A 21,152-nucleotide genomic window follows, 5' to 3' on the forward strand; every position below is an offset into this window, starting at 1 on the left:
ATTCCTCCACAAGATAACTCATATTCCCTAAATGATATATTTCAATTTTACATTCTTGGAATAACTTTTTTCATCCCATCACCTCACTATACTAAGAAATGTTTATAATCTTAATTTTAACATGTTATAACTTAATTTCCAATACTATCATATATTTTATATAAAAAATATGGCAGTTTCAACCAATTACGCTAAAATAAAGCCTCAACTCCTTTAACAGAGTTGAGGCTTATTCATCAAATTTAATAGTCTTTTCCTGCTGCCATTACATTTTTAGGGTCAAAAGCATGACATGGAGTTACTCCATATACCATACCACATTTAGGACACTTTCCTTCATGGTTTTCCATTACAAATTCTTCGCCACATTCCTCACATTTAATATCTAGAGGCATCACCATTGGCTGTTTTGCAAACCCCATCATTCTTATTTTATCAACTATTTGTTTACCATTTTCAAAACTACCTGAACATCCTTCATGCACTGTAATCATCCTTTCTTTTTTATTAAATAATATTTTCTATTGAATCAATTGTAAGACCTTTTCTTAAATTATTTCTCATGTCTTGGAATATATTGTCCATATGTTCTAACTCTTTTAATACCTCTTTCTCTTCTTCAGTAGTTTCTATAATTTTATCTATTCCTCCATTTTTTATTACAATCCTCTTATCTGCCATAAGAGCTAGTATAGGGTCATGGGTTGCAATGAGGACTATTTTATCACTAGAAACCAATAGGTTTAATGCTTTCTTCCTATCAATTCCTGCATTTTCAATTTCATCTATTAAGATTATTGGAGAAGAACTTAAAATAGCAGTATCAGCTATCATAAGGGCTCTGGATTGTCCACCACTTAGGCTAGTTATTTGAGAGTTCAAATCAAATTTCTCTCCTGATAATTTATTTGCTGCATCTATTATTTTCTTTATAACTTCTTCCTCATTTTCTATCATTCTACTTTGGGCATGTAGCTGTAAAAACTCATGGACAGTTAAGTCCATAACAAAATTCATGTTTTGTGATAGTTGAGCTACTAACTTATTGTTAGAAGAAAATCTCCATTTCATATCTGGAACCTCTCCATTTATGAAAATTTTTCTTTTCGTAGGTGTATCCCCTTGTGCTGCCCATTCAATATCTGCTAAAAGTCGGCTTTTGCCTGAGCCAGTAGGCCCAACTATAGATATTATTTCTGATTTATTAATAGTAAATTTTTCAAATTTTTCTTTCTGCCCACTTTTATCCCTTCCAGCTATAATTGTAAGGGAATTGATTCCTTCTTCATCCTCAAGCCCTAAAAACTCTATCATTTGAGATATATATTCTAATAGTCCTTCTCTAATGCTGTTTTTATCTATTCCCCATTCCTCTATTTCCTCTAAAGAGAAATGGTCTAAATACTCTTCAAAGGTACTGTCTTCAAAACCTTCTATATTTAGCCTATTGTTTTCAAAGTAGTTTATTATAAAAGGATATTTTTGTTGTAATTCCTTTAATGTAATTGTATTCAATATATTATTCATCTTCATCACCTAATTTTATCTTTCTCACATTGCCCATCTGATAGTCTTCTCCTATTCTCGTTTCTCCTAAACAATAGGAGCATAAGGCTGAAGGCATTGGGAATTTTAAATTTTTCCCTTGGACTGTTTCTATATTTTCATTTTCATCATATAGCAAAGTACTTAGCTCAAAGGCTCCTTGACCAGTTAATCCATTAATATGAAGAGTTATAGCCTTTGGATTTACTGAGTTGACTTTAGAAGCAAATACTTCTCTCTCTGCTTGAGAAACTATATCTCCCTTTGTGATTATAACTATATCTGCAGATTTGAGCATTGGACCAATCTTCTTTGGAGTATTTATACCTGAAAGATTGTCTATTACACATACGGATTTTATATTTTTTATATAAGGGGAACACCTATTGCATAATCCAGCGGACTCTGTAATGAGCATATCAAGTTTTTTCTTTTTACCCCACTGGACAACTTCCTCAATATTACTTACAAAATAGTGGTCTGGACAAAGAGAACCTGATAATCCTTTTCTCACAGGAATACCTGCTTTCTCATATAGCAAATCATCATCTGTATAAAGACAGTCAAATTTAACTACTCCCACAGATATATTCTTCTGATTTAAAGATTCTATTACCTTTAATATTACTGAAGTCTTTCCTGATGATGGAGGCCCTGAAAATGTTACTAAATTCATATATATCACCTCTAGTTGCTTTCATTAAATATTTTTTCACATTTCTCAATTAACTTGCCTATATCATTTTTCTTTATATAATCCCATCCAAGCCACATATACTTATTATCTTTCTCAATCTTATTGTCTACATGAGGATTTGTACTAGGAAATCTACCATTGTGAGATAATATCTCTCCTACTTCCTTTGATGCAAAGAAATCCACAAAAGGCTTTAATTTATCCTTTTTAGAGTTTTTGCTTAATAAGAATATTGGACTTATTATTGCACCATCTTTTGGCCAAATAGCCTTCATAGGCCCACCTTGTTTTGTCATCTTTGTGAAGAAATATGGCATTATAGTTACAGATGGTCTTTCTTTCTTTATATGTGATTTTACCATTTCAGAAGGATGCATTCCCCTAAATAAAGCTCTCCTTAGTCCCTTTATTCCCTCTTCTCCATAAACCTTATGGATATTTAGAAGTATAGCATTAAATAAGTCAAAATCTCCTATAGGTAAACTAACCTTATTCTCAAATTCAGCTTTAAATAAATCTGACCAGCTTGTTGGTATATCTACTCCATTTAATTCTTCCAAATTTACAAGAAATACTGCTGGTACTACTCCAATTATAGAATATTCTCTATCAGGGTCTCTAAGGTTTATATATTCATTTTCAAAATCTTCATTTAGATTGTTAAAACCTGTTATATCTTTAAAAGTCCCAATTTTCTTGAATTTCCCCATAAGCTTATTGTCAAAAAATAAATCAAATCCTGCAGATATAAATAAATCTGATAGTGTTTCTTCAGTTTCTGCTTTTTCTATTTCATCCTTTAACCAGTCAATACCTTGTGCTGCTGCTTTAAGCTCATAATCAACAGTAATATCTAATTTAGATTTTTCTTCTTCCATCCATTTATTGAAAGCTTCCATCAATGGCACTCTTACAGGACAAGGAAGAACTCCTCCTATCTTTATATCAGCTTCTTTTCCCTCGTTTTTTTTCACTAAATCAATATCTTCAGATACTATGTTTTTTTCAATTGCAGCTACAAGCTTTTGAACAAACTGATCAATATTTATTTTCTTACTCTTTAATGCCATTTCCAACGTAATAGTCTTCCCCATAGTCTTTCTCATGTTTTCATTGGCTAATGTCTTAAATCCGTTAGTTACAAACACATCTATAGTTTCAGGATATTTTTCAGTTATATCAAAAACTTTATCCTTTATATCAAAATATTTATTCATTAAAAAATCCTCCCTAATTAATTCGTACTCCAATTGTTTATGCCATTATTATATGCTTGAATTCAAAAAAAATCGGTAACTGATGTTACCGATTTTTATGAAGCTTTAGGTAAAATTGGATTATTTGGAGTAAACTCTGGATTTGAAGTTATATACTCATATATATATTTTTCCACTTGAACTTTCATCTTTCTTAATCCTTCATTGCCAAACATTACATTAAATTCTAAAATATATAGCTTGTCCTTGACAATAGCTACATCAAATCCTGCATGGTTTATTTTAAGACTTCTTGCCACATTTTCCACTAAACTAACTGCATCATCGGGAATATTATTAAAATCATAGTAAGCACCTTTTGCAATATTATTGTGAAATCCTCCTTCAGGAGCAATTCTCCAATAAGCACAGATTACCTTATCTCCTACAAATACAATTCTCAAATCCCTGTCAATTGGAAGCCTTTCCTGTATATACAGGACTTCATTATTGTCCATGTAAGTTTGAAGCTGATCTCTATTCTCTATTAAAAAAACTCCTCTTCCCATAGAGTTTTTAATCTCCTTAGCCACTAAAGGATATTCAAAATCCTTTTCTATATCATAAACAGTTGTTCCAAATTTACTCATTATTTTAGTATATGGAACATTTTCTGGAAAAGTACACATTAATACTCTAGTAGTTTCAACTTTATTGTGTCCTAAGTGATAAGTGCTAATGCTGGGAAATATATTTTTCTTTAATCCATATACTAATGTATTCACCTGCCAATATGCTGGAAACAGTAGATAATCTGCCTCTTTTATTTTTTCAACTTCTTTAAACATGTTTTCTGGTTTAACGTAAGTAACATTTGGTATGCCTAAAGTCCTAAATGGGTTAAAAGTTATAAATTTCATATGTGTATCCATCCCTTATCTTTTGAATCTTATGATATATTATTTTACTCGCATGAAAGAATTTTAGCAATACACTTTATAAAAAATTTCCTCACAAGTATGTCATTATATCTATTTCACATTATCTTTATTCATAAATTGACTCATATATAAATTATAATAAGCTCCTCTTTTATTTATAAGTTCCTTGTGATTACCCTTTTCTACAATCCTTCCTTTATCTATTAACATTATTAAATCTGCATCTCTAATGGTGCTAAGCCTATGAGCTATAATAAAGGTAGTTCTTCCCTTCATAAGCTTAAGCATTCCCTCTTGTATTTTTAACTCTGTTCTCGTATCTACATTTAAGCTTTCCTAAAGTTTTTTGCTGCTCTACAAACAATACCTTCGTCCTTTTTGCTATTGACTTAGTAAGTATATACACCATTGGCACCGTTATTAAACTTGCTACAGTCATAATTCTACTTAAATAAAGCATCATTGCAAAGGAACCTAATATGTTTACAACCGAAGTCATAAATTGAACAGTAGATTGAGATATTGTATTGCTTATATTGTCAACATCATTTGAAATTCTACTCATTATCTCTCCATGGCTATGACTATCAAAGAATATTATTGGAAGAGACTGAAGCTTCTCATATATTTTTTCCCTTATACTATAAACTACCCTTTGAGCTATACCTGCAACCATATACTCCTGCAGAAAAATAAGCCCATTGCTTAAAAAATATACTAAAAGCAATATTATTACAAATAATTTTAAATCCTCAAAGTTAACTATATATGCTCCAGGTGCAATTGCATCTACTGCTTTACCTATGAGATAAGGAGCCAGTAAATTTAAAAAGGAATATATAAGTATAAGTAAAAATGTTATAAGTAATACCTTTTTTTCTCCTTTAAAAAAATCCCATAATCTTTTCAATGTATATTTTACATTCTTTGGCTTTTCTACAGGCATTATAGCTCTTCTACCGCCAGCTATACCTTGAAGGCCTTTTCTTCTGATTCTAGGATCCAATGCAAACAACCCCTTCCCCTATTTGAGAGCTATAGATATCTTTATATACTTGACAGTCCTTCATAAGTGAATCATGGCTGCCAAGGCCAGCTATTTTCCCATTATCTAAAACTAAAATCTTATCTGCATCCATTACTGAAGTAATTCTTTGTGCAATAAGTATAGTAGTTACATCCTTTAAACTTTCATTTAACCCTTCCTTTATCTTCTTCTCTGTTAACATATCAACAGCAGAAGTACTATCATCCAAAATCAATATTGAAGGCTTTTTGATAAGGGCCCTTGCAATGGAAATCCTCTGTTTCTGCCCTCCAGATAGATTGACTCCTCCTTGACCTAAAAGTGTGTCGTATCCATCATTAAAAGAAACAATAAATTCATGGCACTGTGCTATTTTGCACACCTTAACTACTTCTTCCATAGTTGCTGATTCATTTCCCCATTTAATATTGTCAAGTATAGTCCCTGTAAATAACAAGGACTTTTGTGGTACGATAGCAATTTTCTCCCTTAACTTTCTTAAGTCCATATCTCTGATATCTATTCCATCTATCCTTACTGTTCCCTTAGTTGTATCGTAAAAACGAGGAATCAAATTGACTAGTGAAGTCTTCCCCGAACCTGTAGAACCAATAATGGCTAATGTTTCTCCAGGGTCAATATTAAAGCTTAAATCTTCTAATATATATTTACTATTCATATTATATTTAAAATATACATGGTCAAATTCCAATTTGCCTTTGATATTTTTAATTTTAATTGGCTGTTGTTTGTTCACAATAGTATTTTCCTCATTAAATACCTCTCCTACTCTTTCAGCTGATGCCCGTGCCCTTATATACATATTCAATACCCTCGTTATCATTCTCAATGAAAAATATACAAGAGACATATAGTTTACAAAAGCCATTACCTTTCCTACCTCTAGGTTTCCAGTATTTACCCTTATTCCTCCAACCCAAAGGATGATAACAACGCCTATATTTATAATAAATCCTACCATTGGATTAAAAAGTGCTATAGTCCTTGTACCCTTTAAAGTTTCATATTTAAGAGTTTCATTTACTCCTTTAAACCTTTCTCTTTCATAATTAAATCTATTAAAAGCCTTAACTACTCTAATACCTGCCAAATATTCTCTCATAACACCGTTAACATTATCCAATGCTATCTGCATCCTTTTAAATAATGGATAAGAAATCCTTAAGTTTAACAATATGATAGCTGCAGCAAAAGGTATTGTTCCTATTAATATAAGACCCATCTTAATATCCAAAAAAAAAAGCCATTACTATAGCACCAATAAGGCGAACAGGCGATTTTATGAAAATTCTCATCATAGCATGGGAAAAATTCTGAATTTGGTTTACATCGTTTGTAAGTCTTGTAATTAGAGAAGCATCTTGAAATTTGTTTATATTTTCAAAGGAAAGATTTTGTATCTTTATGTATAAATCCTCTCTTAAGTCAGCACCAAAGCTTTGTGATACTCTTGAAGATACGATATTCCTAATAACTGCAAAAACAGCTCCAAGAGCTGTAATTAAAAGCATTATGCCACCTAATCTAAAAATGTAATCTAAATCATTGTTTTTTACCCCTTCATCTACAATCATAGATAGTAAAGAGGGATTTACAATTTCCACAAGTGTCTCTAATATGATAAATGTAACAGCTAAAAAATATTTTCCTTTATATTTTTTTATATACTTTTTTAAATAGCTAAAATTCATAATCTTCTCCCCTAGATGATATATTTCTATATTCATATTATAATATTTAGCCTGTCGAAATACAAATAACTAGCTTTAGAATTTTGGTAAACTTGCTCCTTAAAAATTTCTATTTTTCTGTTTCATTTTTCCCTAAAACATGCTATACTAAATAGTAAAATATATATGATGCATAAGATGCAAGAAGGAGAGATATAAATGAACACAACTTATCAAACAAAAGATATTTTAAAAAATTTTAATATTAGTAGACAAACCCTTTATAATTGGATAAAAAACGATTTAATTAGTAAACCAAATACCGATTGGAGAGGTTGGAGAATTTGGGAAGAAAAACATATAAAAGAAATTAATAATTTAATTAAAGAAAAGAAAGCTAAATCAAAATTAAAACAAAATAATACTGATAAATTTGTTCAAATCCATAGCCGCAGGTATCTTGGTAGCAAGTATAAATTAATACCATTAATTAAAAAAGTCATAAAAATGGAATGTGAACCTTTTACAACTTTTGCTGATATTTTTGCAGGTACTGGTGTAGTTGCAGATGCATTTAATTCTGTAAATACGAAGATAATTATAAATGATATTCTTTATAGTAATTATATTATTTACAATGCTTTTTTCTCTAATGAATCCTACGATAAGACAAAAGTTAAGCAGCTTATAAACCAACTAAATAGCATTAAACCCAAAGATGACAATTATTTCTCTATAAATTTTGCCAATACTTATTTTAGTTATGATAATGCACTAAAAATTGGGGAAATTAGAGAAACAATTGAAGATTGGGCTAATAGTGATTTTATAAATTTTAGAGAAAAAGCAATCTTAATTACATCTTTAATTTATGCTATGGACAAAGTAGCAAATACTTGTGGGCATTATGACGCATTCCGAAAAACAATTGATAGTGGTGCCTCTCCTATTCAATTGCTTATGCCATATATTAAAGATAACGCTAATATGAATAATGAAATTTATAGAATTGATGCTAATTTACTTGTGAGGGAAATAAAAGCAGACATTATTTACATTGATACTCCTTATAATTCACGCCAATATTCTGATTCTTATCATTTACTTGAAAATGTTGCTAGATGGGAGAAGCCTGAGGTTGTTGGTGTAGCAAGAAAAATGGTTGATAGAAGCGATATTAAAAGTGATTACTGCACTAAAAAAGCACCTATAGTGTTTAAAGATTTAATTAATAATTGCAACTGTAAATATATAATTGTATCTTATAATAATATGGCACAAAAAGGAGATGGACGCTCTAACGCTAAAATAAGTGATGATGAAATAATTGAAATACTTCAAAGTAAAGGGAAAATTAAAATCTTTGATACAGATTATAGATACTTTACTGCAGGAAAAACAACTATAAAAGAACACAAGGAGAGACTTTTTTTATGCAAAGTAAATTAGTTAAATCACCGCTCAACTATATAGGTGGAAAATATAAATTGCTAAAACAAATACTCCCCCTATTCCCAGATAATATTGATACAATGGTAGATTTATTTTGTGGTGGGTGTAATGTAGGTGTTAATGTTAATGCAAATAGGATAATTGCAGTAGATAAATTAGATGTATTAATAAACCTTATGAAAATTTTTAAAGAATCAAACACATATGATATAATTAATAAAATTGAAGATAATATTCATAAATTTAACTTAAGTAATACTTTAAAATATGGCTATGAATATTATAATGTTAACAGTGCTGATGGATTAGCAAAAGTAAATAAAAGCAATTTTTTAAAATTAAGAAGTTACATAAACCACATGACTAATAAAAAAAGTGTAAAATATTATATATCTCTCTATACCCTTATTATTTTTGCATTTAATAACCAAATAAGATTTAATTCTAAAGGTGAATTTAATATTCCTGTAGGGAAAAGAGATTTTAATAAAAAAATTAGAAGCAACCTTATAGATTTTATAGAAAGATTACAAAATATCGATATCACTTTTGTATGTGAGGATTTTATTAATTATGACTATAGTAGATTGGATAAAGATGATTTCGTTTATGCAGACCCGCCTTACCTTATTACATGTGCAACATATAACGAACAAAATTCTTGGACGGAAATAGATGAAATTAATCTTTTAAATCTGTTAGACTCTTTAAATAGTAAAGGTATTAAGTTCGCTTTATCCAACGTATTGGAAAGTAAAGGTAAAAGCAATGATATATTAAAAGAATGGAGTAAAAAATATAATGTACATTATTTAAATTATAATTACAATAATTCAAACTATCAGATTAAGGATAAAACCAATAAAAGTGTCGAAGTGTTAATTACAAATTACTAAAAGGGGGAATAATATGCCTAAATGCTGGAGTTTAAGCACTACAATCAGAAATCCAGAACGAAATATTCCTTTTCTCAAAGTACTCGCTGAATTTGAAGGAAAAGTTTTTACAGAAGAAGTTCAAGCAGCATTTTTTAAAAGACTGATTCAAACCAAAAATTATAAACCAACAGGTTTACCCTCTGACATCACAGTCAAATATAAAGAACCAAAAGAATTCACTGATGAAGAACTTGAACAAATATTAAACTTAATACATTATGAAAACTCCCAATATGATAATCAAGAACAGATATACGCTTTCCGTGGCAGAACTGCTGTTGGAAATTTAAATAAAATGGGAATGGCTATAGCAAGAGAAGCAATCGGTACTGTTACCATTACACCATTAGGACGAGAGATTTTATCTGGTTTTCCAAATTTTGAGAATATATTTTTGCGATATTGTTTAAAGTGGCAACTTCCTAACCCTGCTGAATCTGGATATAAGGATTTTAATATCAATCCTTTTATAGCCACTTTACATGTAATTAATAAAGTAAATGAAATGTGGAGCAATGAAGGGAAAAATCCTGTTGGTATAAATAAAGAAGAATTTGCACTCTTTATCCCTGTTCTAACTAATTATAAAAATATAGAAAAAACAGCAGAAAATATTATTAGATTTAGAAAAACAGTTAGAACATTGAGTGCAAATGATGCCAAAAAATATATAGATAACTGTTTTAGAGAAACGGTGATTAGAGTTTTTGAACTAGATAAAAACGATGAATTTAATATAAATAAGAAAATAAATAATTTATATGATTATGGAGATTCTGCAACTCGTTATTTTAGGCAGACAAGTTTATTATATTATCGTGGTGGTGGAAGGTATATTGATTTATCCCCTACTAGAACAGTTGAAATACAAAAGATATTAGAAACGTATGATGGAAGTGCTAAACACTTTGAAAATATACATACATATCTAGAGTATATGGCTGATATTAACCAACCAATCTTACCTTGGGAAGATTTAGAATCCCTTAAGAAAGTATACAACAACTTACTTTATACTGCTATTAATCTCCAAAACTCTATAGAACAGAATTATAAAGGACAAAGTTTACATAAATTTAATCTCGTAAAAACTGAATATCAATCACCAAGCGAATATAATGCAAAAATAAATGAATTAAGAACAATAATTAAAATACTTAATACCGATTGTTTAATTTTACAAGAAAGAAACCTTAACAATTTACCTAATTATATTGAAAAATTAAATGCTCTTGCTACTAGGCGGCGAACTATATCTGGGCAAGACCCGCTAAACCTCGAATATTATACAACACAAACTCTTATTGCTTTAGATGATGCCCGTCAAATCATGCCAAATTATTCGGTAGCAGATGACAATATGCCAACATTTACAGCAGCGGGAGATAAACCTGATATTGAGTGTTATTATAATAATTTTAACATGATTTCAGAGGTAACACTTTTAAAAGGACGTAATCAATGGTATGCTGAAGGACAACCTGTAATGCGTCATTTACGGGATTTTGAAGATAAAAACCCAAACAAAGAGAATTATTGTTTATTTATTGCGCCAATAATACATAGAGACACATTAAACACTTTTTGGATGGGAATAAAATTAGGTTATGAAGGCAAAAAACAAAAAATAATACCTCTTACTATTAACCAATATATTAAAATACTTAAAAAAGTTATCAAATTAAATAATAATTATAATATTAGAATTAAACAAGAAAATATAAGAGAATTATTAGATAATCTGTATAATGCATCAGAAGGTTATAATGATAGCAGACAATGGATACAAACCTTTGATGAAATTATTGAAAAATGGGGCAATCAATTTATTAATAATTAATTATTAATAATTAAAGCATAGCATTACATTTAGTAATGCTTAAAGTGCATACCAATTAAAGTATGCACTTCATAATATATATATACTAAATCATATCAATAATTTTACTGTAATCACTCTTTTTAAAATAAAATGTTTGCTCTTTAAAATTTCCAAATAACTTAACCTTTATATCCTTTGAATTAGTCACAATAACTTTTTCAATTTCATTCCATAATATTATTTCTTTATATTTATACATTGATGTGAATCCCTTTAATGTAATTCCTTGTTTAATCCACATACTTATAAACATAAAAATTGCTAATACTCCTATTATATAATGAAACCAAGTATTTGCATAATTATGTATTATATATGCAAAAATTAATATGCCAAACAAAACGGTAATTATTTCTGCATATGTTTTTTTGATTGGTATTAATAACTCCTTCATATGTTTTAACTGCTTTAAAATAACCACAATGAAAAATAACAAAATAATAATGTCAAAAATACCCATTATAATCATCACCTTCGTAATTAATTTAGTTTCAACTTTCAAAGATACTTTTTTTATGCTAACCGTACTTCTTTTCATTATAACTACTTTATTTTACTTTTACAACAACTAATTAACGGATAAATCATTAAAAATTTTTTCCTATTTTCTTTCCTTTTCAACCTAAAAATCCTTATAAAAAAACATGGCTTACAGGGCTTTTCTTATCCCTAATAAGCCATGTTTTCTAAAACTACTTTATTTACTTCGTTTAAAACATTTGCAAAATGGAAGGAGTTTATTTGATATAGACATAGATATAGGGATTATATGACAAGTAATAGGTTAATAATGTTTTTATTATATCTTACATTTAATCTATTAATCAATTATAGAATTATTGAATTGTGATTATTTTGTGATAATGTCACCCCTATGGTTAAAATATAAATATGAATACAGAACGTCAAATTAAACGCCTTAGTAAAAAAACATAGCGTGGACGTTCTCGCAGCAAACAGAAAATCTTCACATACCATTAATGATGATCTTAAGAAACGTATTATAAGTCCTTAAAAAATCTGATAATTATAAGAATGCTAATTTTCTTCATTTTAAAGAATTCTTAGAGCCTAATGAAGGCATGAAGGCATAATTATTAGTTAGTATTAAAAGCCCTAAAAAACGTCGTAAACCTAAACAACTCATCGTCGTAAAAGGATATTTAAAGAAGGTCTTTTGATTGGTTTGATAATGGTCAAAAATATTCTCTACATGATGCCATTGATGACGCTACTGGTAAGACTAATGGTATTCTTGCAAGTATTTATGCTAATAGACATTCTGTTTTTCGTTCTCCTAAAGCTTATAAGATTTCTATTGACGACCAGCTTAAAGGTTAGGCATTTTCAAATTGTATCCAATAGCAATCTACCACCTATTACACCAAAGTCAAATATAACAGTTTTAATCAGTCCACGTTTTGGAGTTCAGGAGTTCTATAATTATCTAAAAGGTATAAATCGAAAGTCGTACTTACAAGCATCTTCAATATCTCTAGCTGAGTGTTTTCTATTTAAATATGCAAAAACTAAAATTTTCAACATAGTTCTTGGTTCTGTAACTAGCTTTCTGCCTTTATTTAAATAGTTATTGTTTGCTCGTTTTGTTTTTCAATATGAAAAATAACGATGTCCAGAATATGCTATGAATAAATATAGCAAGGATATTGATCCAAATTTTTTTACTCTGACCAGTCATTATATCCATCAATCCGTAAAAAGTTCCAGTTGACGGGAATAAATAGGATACAATTCGTAATATACCAGAATCTGCTGCAAATAGATAGAACAAAAGCGGTGGAGCGATAAAAAGAATCATAACCACTTTAAGAAATACAATCCCTACCATTAACCCCTCTGCAAATTCTCCGATAAACATACCGATCATTGCTGAAATAAATCCAGATAAAAATGTAAGTAACAAATAAGGTATTATATTACTAATAGAAATCGGCATCGATATGAAACCAGTTATAATTGTAGTAATAACTCCACCAATGACACCAGTTATCATCTTTTGAGTTATATAATCAAAATAAGTTAATGGCAAAATTTGATTTACAAATTCAATCCCATCTTCTTTTTCACCAATAATGTTCATTGAATTAAATGTACAACCCATAAACATTGCTGTTAACATAGTTAAAACAATTAGTAGTGGTTTTACAGAATCTGTAGTTGGTGGGCTGGGTATAATATTAATATTCACTTCATTTAAGGCAGTTCGATTTTTATACATGTCTGGCAGTTTATTAGCAACCCATTGATTGGAACTAAATTCATCCCCTGCAATCAATGTCTTGATTCCTTTTCCTTCCTGTAAAACTCCAATTAATTCTGTTGATGGTTCAATTATAGCCTCTTTTAACTGATCCATATTAATATATTCCTTTACTGCACCATTTTCATTAAGCCACTGAACAGTTTCCGAATCCATTTGATTCTGTATAATTCCAAATGAAAATCCACTGGGAGGAAGGATGTTTTCTCCAACGAAAACATTAATAATTATTCCTATGATAATGGGAAGTAAAAAGGATATTAAACAAAGTTTATCTCGACCAATATTTTTTAGTTGATATTTTAACCCCTTCACTTTATCCCTCCTTTATTATTTCACGAATAAGCATAAATCGTACTAATAAAAATAGGAATACTATAGTAATTCCACAAATAAAGTAATATATGAAACTTTCATCTCCCATGGAAAAATAAGCATTTTTTATCCCCTTGAACAAATGATATAGAGGATGGTATTGAATCCATTTCATTTCTATACTGGTCTGTGCAGCTAAAAAAACAGGCGTTGTTGCAAAGATAGCAAAAATTAAATAAAACAATGAAAATCTTCTAAAATCTCTTAACCACAATGCAAAAAAGAATCCTACAAGTGTCATTATAATGGACAAAATACCCGTCTGTATAAGAACATCAAAAATTACATCCATTGCTATGTCATTCAGGTTGATTATTGTCAATAAGGTTGCAAAAGCAAAATCCGTTAATAGAAACAAGGACAATTTAGATAATATAAAAGTGCTTAGATTGACAGGTAAAATGCCATGTACTCGAATAACACCCATTTGTTTCTCCTTAAATAAGATGGCTGATATTCCTAAGAAACCAATGGCAACCAGTTCAAAAAATAAAACTTCACTGGTCATCTCAAGTCTATTTTTCGTTTTTTTACTATTATTCCCTATTATTTCTGTAGCTTTCGTATCTTGGTTTTGTGAAAATACCATTTCATAGGCACAAGCCCCTCTGATGTTATCGGTTTTTTCGTTACCTGATGTAACCATGTATATTTGTATTTGTTCTTCTTCTTTTATCACGCCAATTGAATATTGATCTGATATATGACTTTGCATATCTTCCATTGAGGATACTAAATATAATTTATCCTGTGTTTCAATGTTTGAAGACGTCCTATCATACAAATATACTGGAAAGATAGATTGATCCGTATTAACATAAAAAAACTGAATATAACAGCAATAAAGAATCAGAGAACCAATGACAAGTAAAAAAAATCGACCATAAATCATGGATCGAAAATCTTTTGCCAGTAGATAAAACAAACCTCGCATCTATGTCAACTCCTTTCCTGTATAGCGAAGAAAAACTTCTTCCAAAGTGGGTTCTTTGGAGTGTATACTGATAATTTCTTCATGGGGAAATGCAATTGCTGATTCTATCTCATCTGCCTCAACAACTTTTGTTAATCTTTTCCCTTCATGTATATAAGTTATTTCTATCAAACGATCACTGTTTTTTTCTTTGAGGTTTTTTGGGCTATCCCATGCTTTGATCTCTCCATCGGATATGAGTGCGACTTTATCGCAAAGCAAATCTGCATCCATCATATTATGGGTTGTCAAAAAAACTGTTGTTCCTTTTTTTCTTTCTTGTTGGATAATTTTCCTAAATAGGACTATACCAGATGGATCAAGTCCGCTAGTAGGTTCATCCAAAAATAGAATTTTGGGATTATGGATAAGTGCTCTTGCCATGCTTACTCTTTGTCGCATTCCTTTTGAATAGGAAGAAACCGGTTTTTTTATATATTCTTTTTTAAATTCCAAAATTTCAAGAACTTCCTCAATATCACGAAGACGATGTTTCGGGTAAAAAGAGGCAAAATATTTCAAGTTGTCTATAGCACTTAAGTTTGAGTATAAATAGGGAAACTCAAATAAAACACCGATATTTTCTTGAAATTCTTTTTTAGGAACACCAGGTGGATTGCCCATTAATTGAACTTCACCACCATATCCTTTGAGAATACCAATAAGTATTTTTTGAGTTGTAGATTTCCCAGAGCCATTCGGCCCGAGAAATCCAAATATTTCACCCTCTTGCACTGAAAAATCTAATCCTTTGATTACAGGTTTATCTTTTTTATAGGAAAATGTAAGATTATGGACAGTAATCATTCTTCATTCCCCCATTTTCCTTTTTTCTGTTCTTTATTTTGTTTAGACCACCACTTCATAAATTTCACTTTAAATGGCAATACTACGATAAACAATACAATGATAGCCAACCACCAGTACCATTCCATACAAAATCCTCCTTATATATTTTTACTTATAATATACATTAAGGATTTGGAATTTGAGTGAAACAGATGTGAAATTGAAGTAAATTATTATAAGGAAAATAGTTCAAGAAAATTGCAGACGGAATATAAGGAGTTGAATAAACAATTCTGGAGACAACACATATGAACTGAAAATAGCGGAAATGCGACAGATTATATTATAGCAGAATATATAAAAATTCAAAATGTTGAAACTATAATTTAAGATAAAACTACTTTAGGCGGCTTCCAGCCGCCTATTCGAACTAACCGGCTTTAGCCACCAGTAGTATTTCAGTCTTATCTACGGTTAACGATAAAAGAAAACGTCACCCCATCATTTTCGTTCTGAACATGATATTCAATTTTTTCCATAGTAAGAATCTGAGCAACAATTGAAAGACCTAGACCTGAACCAGGGGTTTTCTTTGCCCCTATATCTCTGTAAAACTTATCCCATATATGTGGCAGTGCTTGCTCACGTATTGGATCTCCCTGGTTAAATAAACGAAATTCAACCGAATTATTATCTGCAATAACGCTTAATTTGATTATACCATTTTTAGAAACATGATTTTTAGCATTAGATATCAAATTACTTAATACTTGCTCCATTCGTTTCTTATCTGCAGTTATATATATACTTTCTTCTGGCAAATCGTATTTTAAATGAAAATCCTTATTAGGCTGGTCCATTAATAAACGTCCTGCTACTGTTTCAACTAATTCTATGAAATCAAAACGTTCTCGATTTAACTGCACGGCACCAGCTTCTAAAGCGGATAAATCTAAAAGTGAAACGATCATATCATTCATACGGTTTGTTTCAGTTAATATCACATCAAGATATTCCTTCCGTTTTTCTTCTCTTACATCATCCATTAACCCTTCAGCGTAAGCACGAATTACACTTAATGGGGTTTTCATCTCATGAGCAAGTGTATCCGTCAATTCTTTTCTTTGTGCAAGCAGTAATTTTTTCTGCTTTACATCAGTTTCTAGCAGTTTTTTAGTGGATTCAAGGTCAGAAAGGGCCTCTTGCAAATTTGAAGATAGTTGATTCAAGTTCTTTGACAACTCCTCAAATTCATCTTTAGTGTTTAAATTACATTTTACTTTAAAGTTCAATTGAGCGATTTGCTTGGCAGTGTTATTTATAATTATTAAAGGATTCGTAATTATTTTTCTTAATAAAATATCAAATATTATAATCATTACTATTAATAATACATACCATATCCAAGGATTCCCTATGCCTTGAACACCAGCAAAAAATAAACCCACAAAGGCTGCCCCTAAGAATTTTGAAAGTACCATAACTTTGCCGCGAACCGTTGTAATACTAAAATTATCATGAATCCAACGTTTCATTCTTTCACCTCAAATTTGTATCCTGAACGGATGAGAGTAACAATGTATCTTGCTTCCTCCCCTAATTTCTTACGCAGTGTTTTTATATGACTATCTACAGTACGAGTATTCCCTTTAAAATCATATCCCCAAATACGATCGAGTAACTGTTCACGACTAAAGACTTTGTTGGGATTCATCATCATAAACTTTAACAATTCAAATTCTTTAAATGTCAAATTAATCGTTTCTCCCCCTACTGTTACAATTCGTGATACAGGATCCAGTTCAATTTGTCCTATTTGAATCCTTTGTTGAGTATTAGCTGCATCTACCCGTCGTAAAAGTGCATTGACCTTAGCTAAAAGTAGTTTAGGACTAAAAGGCTTTGTCATATAGTCATCTGCACCTAGCTCATAACCTTTTAGTTTATCCGTTTCATCATCTTTCACGGTTAAGAAAATGATGGGTATTTCGATTGTATTTTCCCTAGCCAATTTACATACCTGAAAGCCATCTAACATTGGCATCATAATATCAAGTACAGCTAAGTTAATAGGCTTATTTTTTAACAGCATTAATGCATCCATTCCATTATCTGCAATAACACAAGTATGCCCACCATATTCTAAATATTCAACTATTATATTACGTATATATATATCATCTTCCGCAACTAAAATTTGAGCCATAAATCATCACCTCTTTAGGCTCCATGAAAAGTAATTAATAAATTCCCCAATAATCTAAGAACTAACTATATCTTATCATATTAAACTGCCTAAGAAAATATTGTTTAATATTAATATAATTTAAACTCACTACTGGTTGAAATAACAAATATAAACCAATAACTATAAATAAATATTGTAAATACTATAATCAACCCAACACCAGTAAATAACATCGCTTTATAAATATTCTTCACCAAAAAGTAGAATATTCTAAATCTATTTTCTATTATATTTTCATCTATTTCAATTCCTATAAATTCTTAATATTGAGAATATATACATTAATATCATAGTGTGTTTTTATTTTGAATAACTTCTTTTATTCCCTGAAATCTAATTAATTCGAATTGCTTATATTTTCTAGTTTAATTTTAATATACATTAATATTATGAAATCGAAATGCAATTAAAGTGAAATCTATGTGAAATATCTCACTGCCCTAATTCTAAAAGTTGATACCTAGAAAATTCATTTAAAATATGGTTCTGCCTATATAACCTTAAAAAACAAAAATTATTAGAATGATAGCTTTTGCTAATTACTCGTGCATTAAAATATTTGTAACAAGCTATATAACTCTGCCATCCTTTCCGTTATTTCTGAAAAACGTTAGAGGTTTATCCACGTTTTCATCCCATAAGCACCACCTGCCTGCTCCCTTATTAGATTTTACTTTTAGGATTAAGATTTTAGGGAGAATGTTTAAGGAGATTAATGTCCATTTCTCCTCTCAATTTTCTTTTCCATTCAATCTCTCAATCCATTGATTTTACTGCCTTTTAGCCTTATCACTTATTCCTTACACCTTTTAATATTCTAAACAAAAAACCATAGTTCCAAGGCAATCCTTATACCTTTTCCCTATGGTCATTTAAAACTATTTTATTTTCAGTTTAAAAAGAATTTACAAAATGGAAGAAGTTTATTTGATGTGGATATAGATATTAAGATTATCCAACAGATAATAATACTTTCACCAAAATCTTAATTTAATCTATCAACCAATTATAGAATTATTGAATTTACTAATTAATATCTTTAAAATTAGAATTTTCCAAGAAAAATTTTACTGTATAGTTAAAACTATCTTTATTAATATTCCACAATGATGTCATTATTTCTCGAATAACACTACTTCCATCAATGATAATTTGCGATTTGTTAGGTAAAGCATTTTTAAAATATCGTCTTATGTTTTCTATTCTCATTTGAGCGCTAGGGTGAGTTTCACTAAACTCAACATTGTATATCTTCTCAATTATATCTAAACATGTAAATAAAAATTCTATTCCAAGGTAACATGCGAACAAACCATAGCCCGAATTTTGATTTTTAGCCATTGTTAGTTGAAAGGCAAGTACATCTGCGGAAAACTCTTCATCCCAATTTCTAACTATTTGATATAACATAGAATTATCATCTAAAAACCTTTTTGAAAAATTTTTTTCTGCTGGCAAATGTCCTAGTATTATGTGTGCATATTCATGTACTACAATAAATAATTCTGCCGTATCCCATAATACTGCTGATAGATTTATATTGGCATCTTCTTCATAATAAATTTTTGAAAAAGAAAGATTCTCATATAAAAAATATAAAATAAGTGTTTCTAAAAAAAGTTCGTGTCCCTTTTTATTCGGGAGTGTAAATAATTTTGTGTATGGGAGCTTTTAGCTCCTTTCCGGTGTTGTGCAATATGTTATTTTACTCTAGTAATAGTACCATTGTGTTCATTACTAGTGTTATCTTATTTTAATATTTTATGCATAAATTTGAATATTTTCGGTAATAATTCTTTATATGGTGTAGTATGCTCTTTTTTTATCTCTCACATAATCATGGCTAATTCTTTAAAGCTATTTTTGAGATAAAAGTTGTTTTAGCTATATATCAGCACTAGTTTATATAACATAATTTTCTATTCTATCTCCATACATTATTAGCATTTGATTCAGTATTTGATCCCAGTTGCGGTATCTTTGCGTCCATTTCTTCATTACATTCCTAGATGCAAGATACAACATCTTTTCAAGTGAAGTATCAGAAGGAAATACCGATTTTGTCTTGGTAACTTTTCTAAATTGGCGATGTAAGCCTTCAATAATGTTGGTAGTATACATAATCTTTCTTATTTCTGGCGGATATTTAAAAAACGGACTTATTACATCCCAGTTATTTTCCCAGCTGCGAAATGCATAGGGGTATCCTTTGCCCCATTTTTCTTTAAGTTCATATAACCTTTCTAAAGCTGTTTCTTCATTTGGTGCTGTATATACGCTTTTAAAATCTTTTGTAAACTCTTTTAAGTCTTTATATGATACGTATTTAAAGGAGTTACGCAGCTTTAAATAGTTTATCAATTGCTTCTACTCTATTTGTTATATGAGATACTTTATATATTGATTTTTCTTCAGGAATAACAATAACAACAGTAAATAATATTTCATTTTCCGTTATAGTCACTTTGTCTAATGGTCCCGCCTTTTCAGAAATTGAAATGTGAAGAAACTCATAATTACTTGTTACTTCCTGTACATCTGCAATAATCTTGTTTGATGTAAGGGCCACTCCTTCTAATTTAAAGAAATCTGCTGTAGCTTTAATATTATATCTGTTCTTTCCTTGCAAAACAAAAGAAAACATAAGCTTATTTCCTTGTGATTCTAATGATAAGCATTCAATTTTATTAGTTTTAACAATGGAATATTCATAATATTTAGTAAAATCCGAATTCTTTGTACTGGCAGATGAAGTTAATGAAAAAGAAAAAACAAATACTAATGCAAAGCTAATAATCTTAGATATAGTTTTCATATGCTCCCTTCCACTTCAAAATATGTATATATTATAAATCTTTGTATCCAAAAATTAACTCCTCTAACTCTTATATTACTTTTTTTCACGGGTCACAGTTTATTGCTTTAGTCATATGTTTATTCATACTTACTTCAATAAAATCACCCTCTTTTCACTGAAAAATAAAACTTTACTTCAGTGAAAATAATGCTTTATCTGTGGTATTAACTGTTATGTATATTATATCTTGTATAGAATTTTTTTATTTTCAACTTCAAGTTAAAAGTTCATTACTAAAACTTTCTTGTACTTTAATAACA

The 21,152-nt window shown here is 29.7% G+C and carries 22 protein-coding genes and 1 pseudogene; 3 read left to right on the top strand and 20 right to left on the bottom strand.

The genetic code is table 11. The features are described 5' to 3' along the window. Window positions 1-242: 242 nt before the first annotated feature. The 9 genes from ACZ41D_RS00695 to ACZ41D_RS00735 all read right to left on the bottom strand — a co-directional run bounded on the left by ACZ41D_RS00695 (window position 243) and on the right by ACZ41D_RS00735 (window position 7,118). Complete coding sequence (locus ACZ41D_RS00695) at window positions 243-494, bottom strand: hypothetical protein (RefSeq protein ID WP_464152018.1); 252 nt, start codon at window positions 492-494, stop codon at window positions 243-245. A gap of 13 nt (window positions 495-507) precedes the next feature. After that, the gene (locus ACZ41D_RS00700) at window positions 508-1,515 is read right to left on the bottom strand and encodes an ATP-binding cassette domain-containing protein (RefSeq protein WP_464152019.1); all 1,008 of its coding nucleotides are present in this window, start codon (window positions 1,513-1,515) and stop codon (window positions 508-510) included. Window positions 1,516-1,519: 4 nt separating this feature from the next. After that, window positions 1,520-2,221 (bottom strand): GTP-binding protein, encoded by a 702-nt coding sequence (locus tag ACZ41D_RS00705; RefSeq protein ID WP_464152020.1) that lies wholly within the window; start codon window positions 2,219-2,221, stop codon window positions 1,520-1,522. An 11-nt stretch (window positions 2,222-2,232) separates the two neighbouring features. Beyond that, complete coding sequence (locus tag ACZ41D_RS00710) at window positions 2,233-3,459, bottom strand: ABC transporter substrate-binding protein (protein ID WP_464152021.1); 1,227 nt, start codon at window positions 3,457-3,459, stop codon at window positions 2,233-2,235. 95 nt (window positions 3,460-3,554) lie between these two features. Further along, the gene (locus ACZ41D_RS00715) at window positions 3,555-4,358 is read right to left on the bottom strand and encodes an ATP-grasp domain-containing protein (protein WP_464152022.1); all 804 of its coding nucleotides are present in this window, start codon (window positions 4,356-4,358) and stop codon (window positions 3,555-3,557) included. Between the two features lie 111 nt (window positions 4,359-4,469). Continuing rightward, entirely contained in the window at window positions 4,470-4,655 is a 186-nt protein-coding gene (locus ACZ41D_RS00720; RefSeq protein WP_464152023.1) for a hypothetical protein, read from the bottom strand. Between the two features lie 4 nt (window positions 4,656-4,659). After that, entirely contained in the window at window positions 4,660-5,385 is a 726-nt protein-coding gene (locus ACZ41D_RS00725) for an ABC transporter permease (RefSeq protein ID WP_464152024.1), read from the bottom strand. Further along, complete coding sequence (locus ACZ41D_RS00730) at window positions 5,375-6,649, bottom strand: ABC transporter ATP-binding protein (protein ID WP_464152025.1); 1,275 nt, start codon at window positions 6,647-6,649, stop codon at window positions 5,375-5,377. Before ACZ41D_RS00730 ends, ACZ41D_RS00725 begins: the two co-directional genes overlap by 11 nt. Window position 6,650: 1 nt before the next feature. After that, on the bottom strand, window positions 6,651-7,118 hold the full coding sequence (locus ACZ41D_RS00735; RefSeq protein ID WP_464152026.1) for an ABC transporter transmembrane domain-containing protein: 468 nt from the start codon (window positions 7,116-7,118) through the stop codon (window positions 6,651-6,653). Between the two features lie 198 nt (window positions 7,119-7,316). Here ACZ41D_RS00735 and ACZ41D_RS00740 point away from each other — a divergent pair, with 198 nt between their 5' ends. Genes ACZ41D_RS00740 through ACZ41D_RS00750 form a run of 3 tightly spaced genes read left to right on the top strand, consistent with a single transcriptional unit; the run spans window position 7,317 to window position 11,327 of the window. After that, window positions 7,317-8,546, top strand: coding sequence for a DNA adenine methylase (locus tag ACZ41D_RS00740; protein ID WP_464152027.1), 1,230 nt, complete (start codon window positions 7,317-7,319; stop codon window positions 8,544-8,546). Next, entirely contained in the window at window positions 8,531-9,445 is a 915-nt protein-coding gene (locus ACZ41D_RS00745; RefSeq protein ID WP_464152028.1) for a Dam family site-specific DNA-(adenine-N6)-methyltransferase, read from the top strand. Before ACZ41D_RS00740 ends, ACZ41D_RS00745 begins: the two co-directional genes overlap by 16 nt. Before the next feature lie 13 nt (window positions 9,446-9,458). Next, a complete protein-coding gene (locus ACZ41D_RS00750; protein WP_464152029.1) occupies window positions 9,459-11,327 on the top strand; it encodes an AlwI family type II restriction endonuclease in 1,869 nt (622 codons plus the stop codon). 85 nt (window positions 11,328-11,412) lie between these two features. On the opposite strand, the gene ACZ41D_RS00755 is transcribed toward ACZ41D_RS00750, so the two are convergent. The 11 genes and pseudogenes from ACZ41D_RS00755 to ACZ41D_RS00805 all read right to left on the bottom strand — a co-directional run bounded on the left by ACZ41D_RS00755 (window position 11,413) and on the right by ACZ41D_RS00805 (window position 20,850). Further along, entirely contained in the window at window positions 11,413-11,907 is a 495-nt protein-coding gene (locus ACZ41D_RS00755; protein ID WP_464152030.1) for a hypothetical protein, read from the bottom strand. Between the two features lie 905 nt (window positions 11,908-12,812). Further along, window positions 12,813-12,914 (bottom strand): hypothetical protein, encoded by a 102-nt coding sequence (locus ACZ41D_RS00760; protein ID WP_464152031.1) that lies wholly within the window; start codon window positions 12,912-12,914, stop codon window positions 12,813-12,815. Between the two features lie 43 nt (window positions 12,915-12,957). Further along, window positions 12,958-13,965 carry an ABC transporter permease gene (locus ACZ41D_RS00765; protein ID WP_464152032.1) on the bottom strand — a complete coding sequence of 336 codons (1,008 nt, stop codon included), beginning with the start codon at window positions 13,963-13,965 and terminating at the stop codon, window positions 12,958-12,960. Window position 13,966: 1 nt separating this feature from the next. Further along, window positions 13,967-14,749, bottom strand: coding sequence for an ABC transporter permease (locus ACZ41D_RS00770; RefSeq protein ID WP_464152033.1), 783 nt, complete (start codon window positions 14,747-14,749; stop codon window positions 13,967-13,969). A 210-nt stretch (window positions 14,750-14,959) separates the two neighbouring features. Further along, entirely contained in the window at window positions 14,960-15,805 is an 846-nt protein-coding gene (locus ACZ41D_RS00775) for an ABC transporter ATP-binding protein (RefSeq protein ID WP_464152034.1), read from the bottom strand. After that, the gene (locus tag ACZ41D_RS00780; RefSeq protein ID WP_464152035.1) at window positions 15,802-15,933 is read right to left on the bottom strand and encodes a hypothetical protein; all 132 of its coding nucleotides are present in this window, start codon (window positions 15,931-15,933) and stop codon (window positions 15,802-15,804) included. The genes ACZ41D_RS00775 and ACZ41D_RS00780 overlap by 4 nt, the downstream gene beginning before the upstream one ends. Window positions 15,934-16,251: 318 nt before the next feature. After that, complete coding sequence (locus ACZ41D_RS00785; protein ID WP_464152036.1) at window positions 16,252-17,322, bottom strand: sensor histidine kinase; 1,071 nt, start codon at window positions 17,320-17,322, stop codon at window positions 16,252-16,254. Then, on the bottom strand, window positions 17,319-17,993 hold the full coding sequence (locus ACZ41D_RS00790) for a response regulator transcription factor (RefSeq protein ID WP_464152037.1): 675 nt from the start codon (window positions 17,991-17,993) through the stop codon (window positions 17,319-17,321). The genes ACZ41D_RS00785 and ACZ41D_RS00790 overlap by 4 nt, the downstream gene beginning before the upstream one ends. Window positions 17,994-19,061: 1,068 nt before the next feature. Further along, a complete protein-coding gene (locus ACZ41D_RS00795; protein WP_464152038.1) occupies window positions 19,062-19,493 on the bottom strand; it encodes a hypothetical protein in 432 nt (143 codons plus the stop codon). Between the two features lie 444 nt (window positions 19,494-19,937). Further along, a pseudogene (locus ACZ41D_RS00800) lies at window positions 19,938-20,381 on the bottom strand (transposase); the annotation flags it as partial. Further along, window positions 20,371-20,850: a hypothetical protein gene (locus tag ACZ41D_RS00805; RefSeq protein ID WP_464152039.1), complete on the bottom strand. Its 480-nt coding sequence runs from the start codon at window positions 20,848-20,850 to the stop codon at window positions 20,371-20,373. The gene ACZ41D_RS00805 and the pseudogene ACZ41D_RS00800, both read right to left, overlap by 11 nt. Between the last annotated feature and the right edge of the window lie 302 nt (window positions 20,851-21,152).

The sequence above is a fragment of the Brassicibacter thermophilus genome (genome assembly GCF_055378355.1).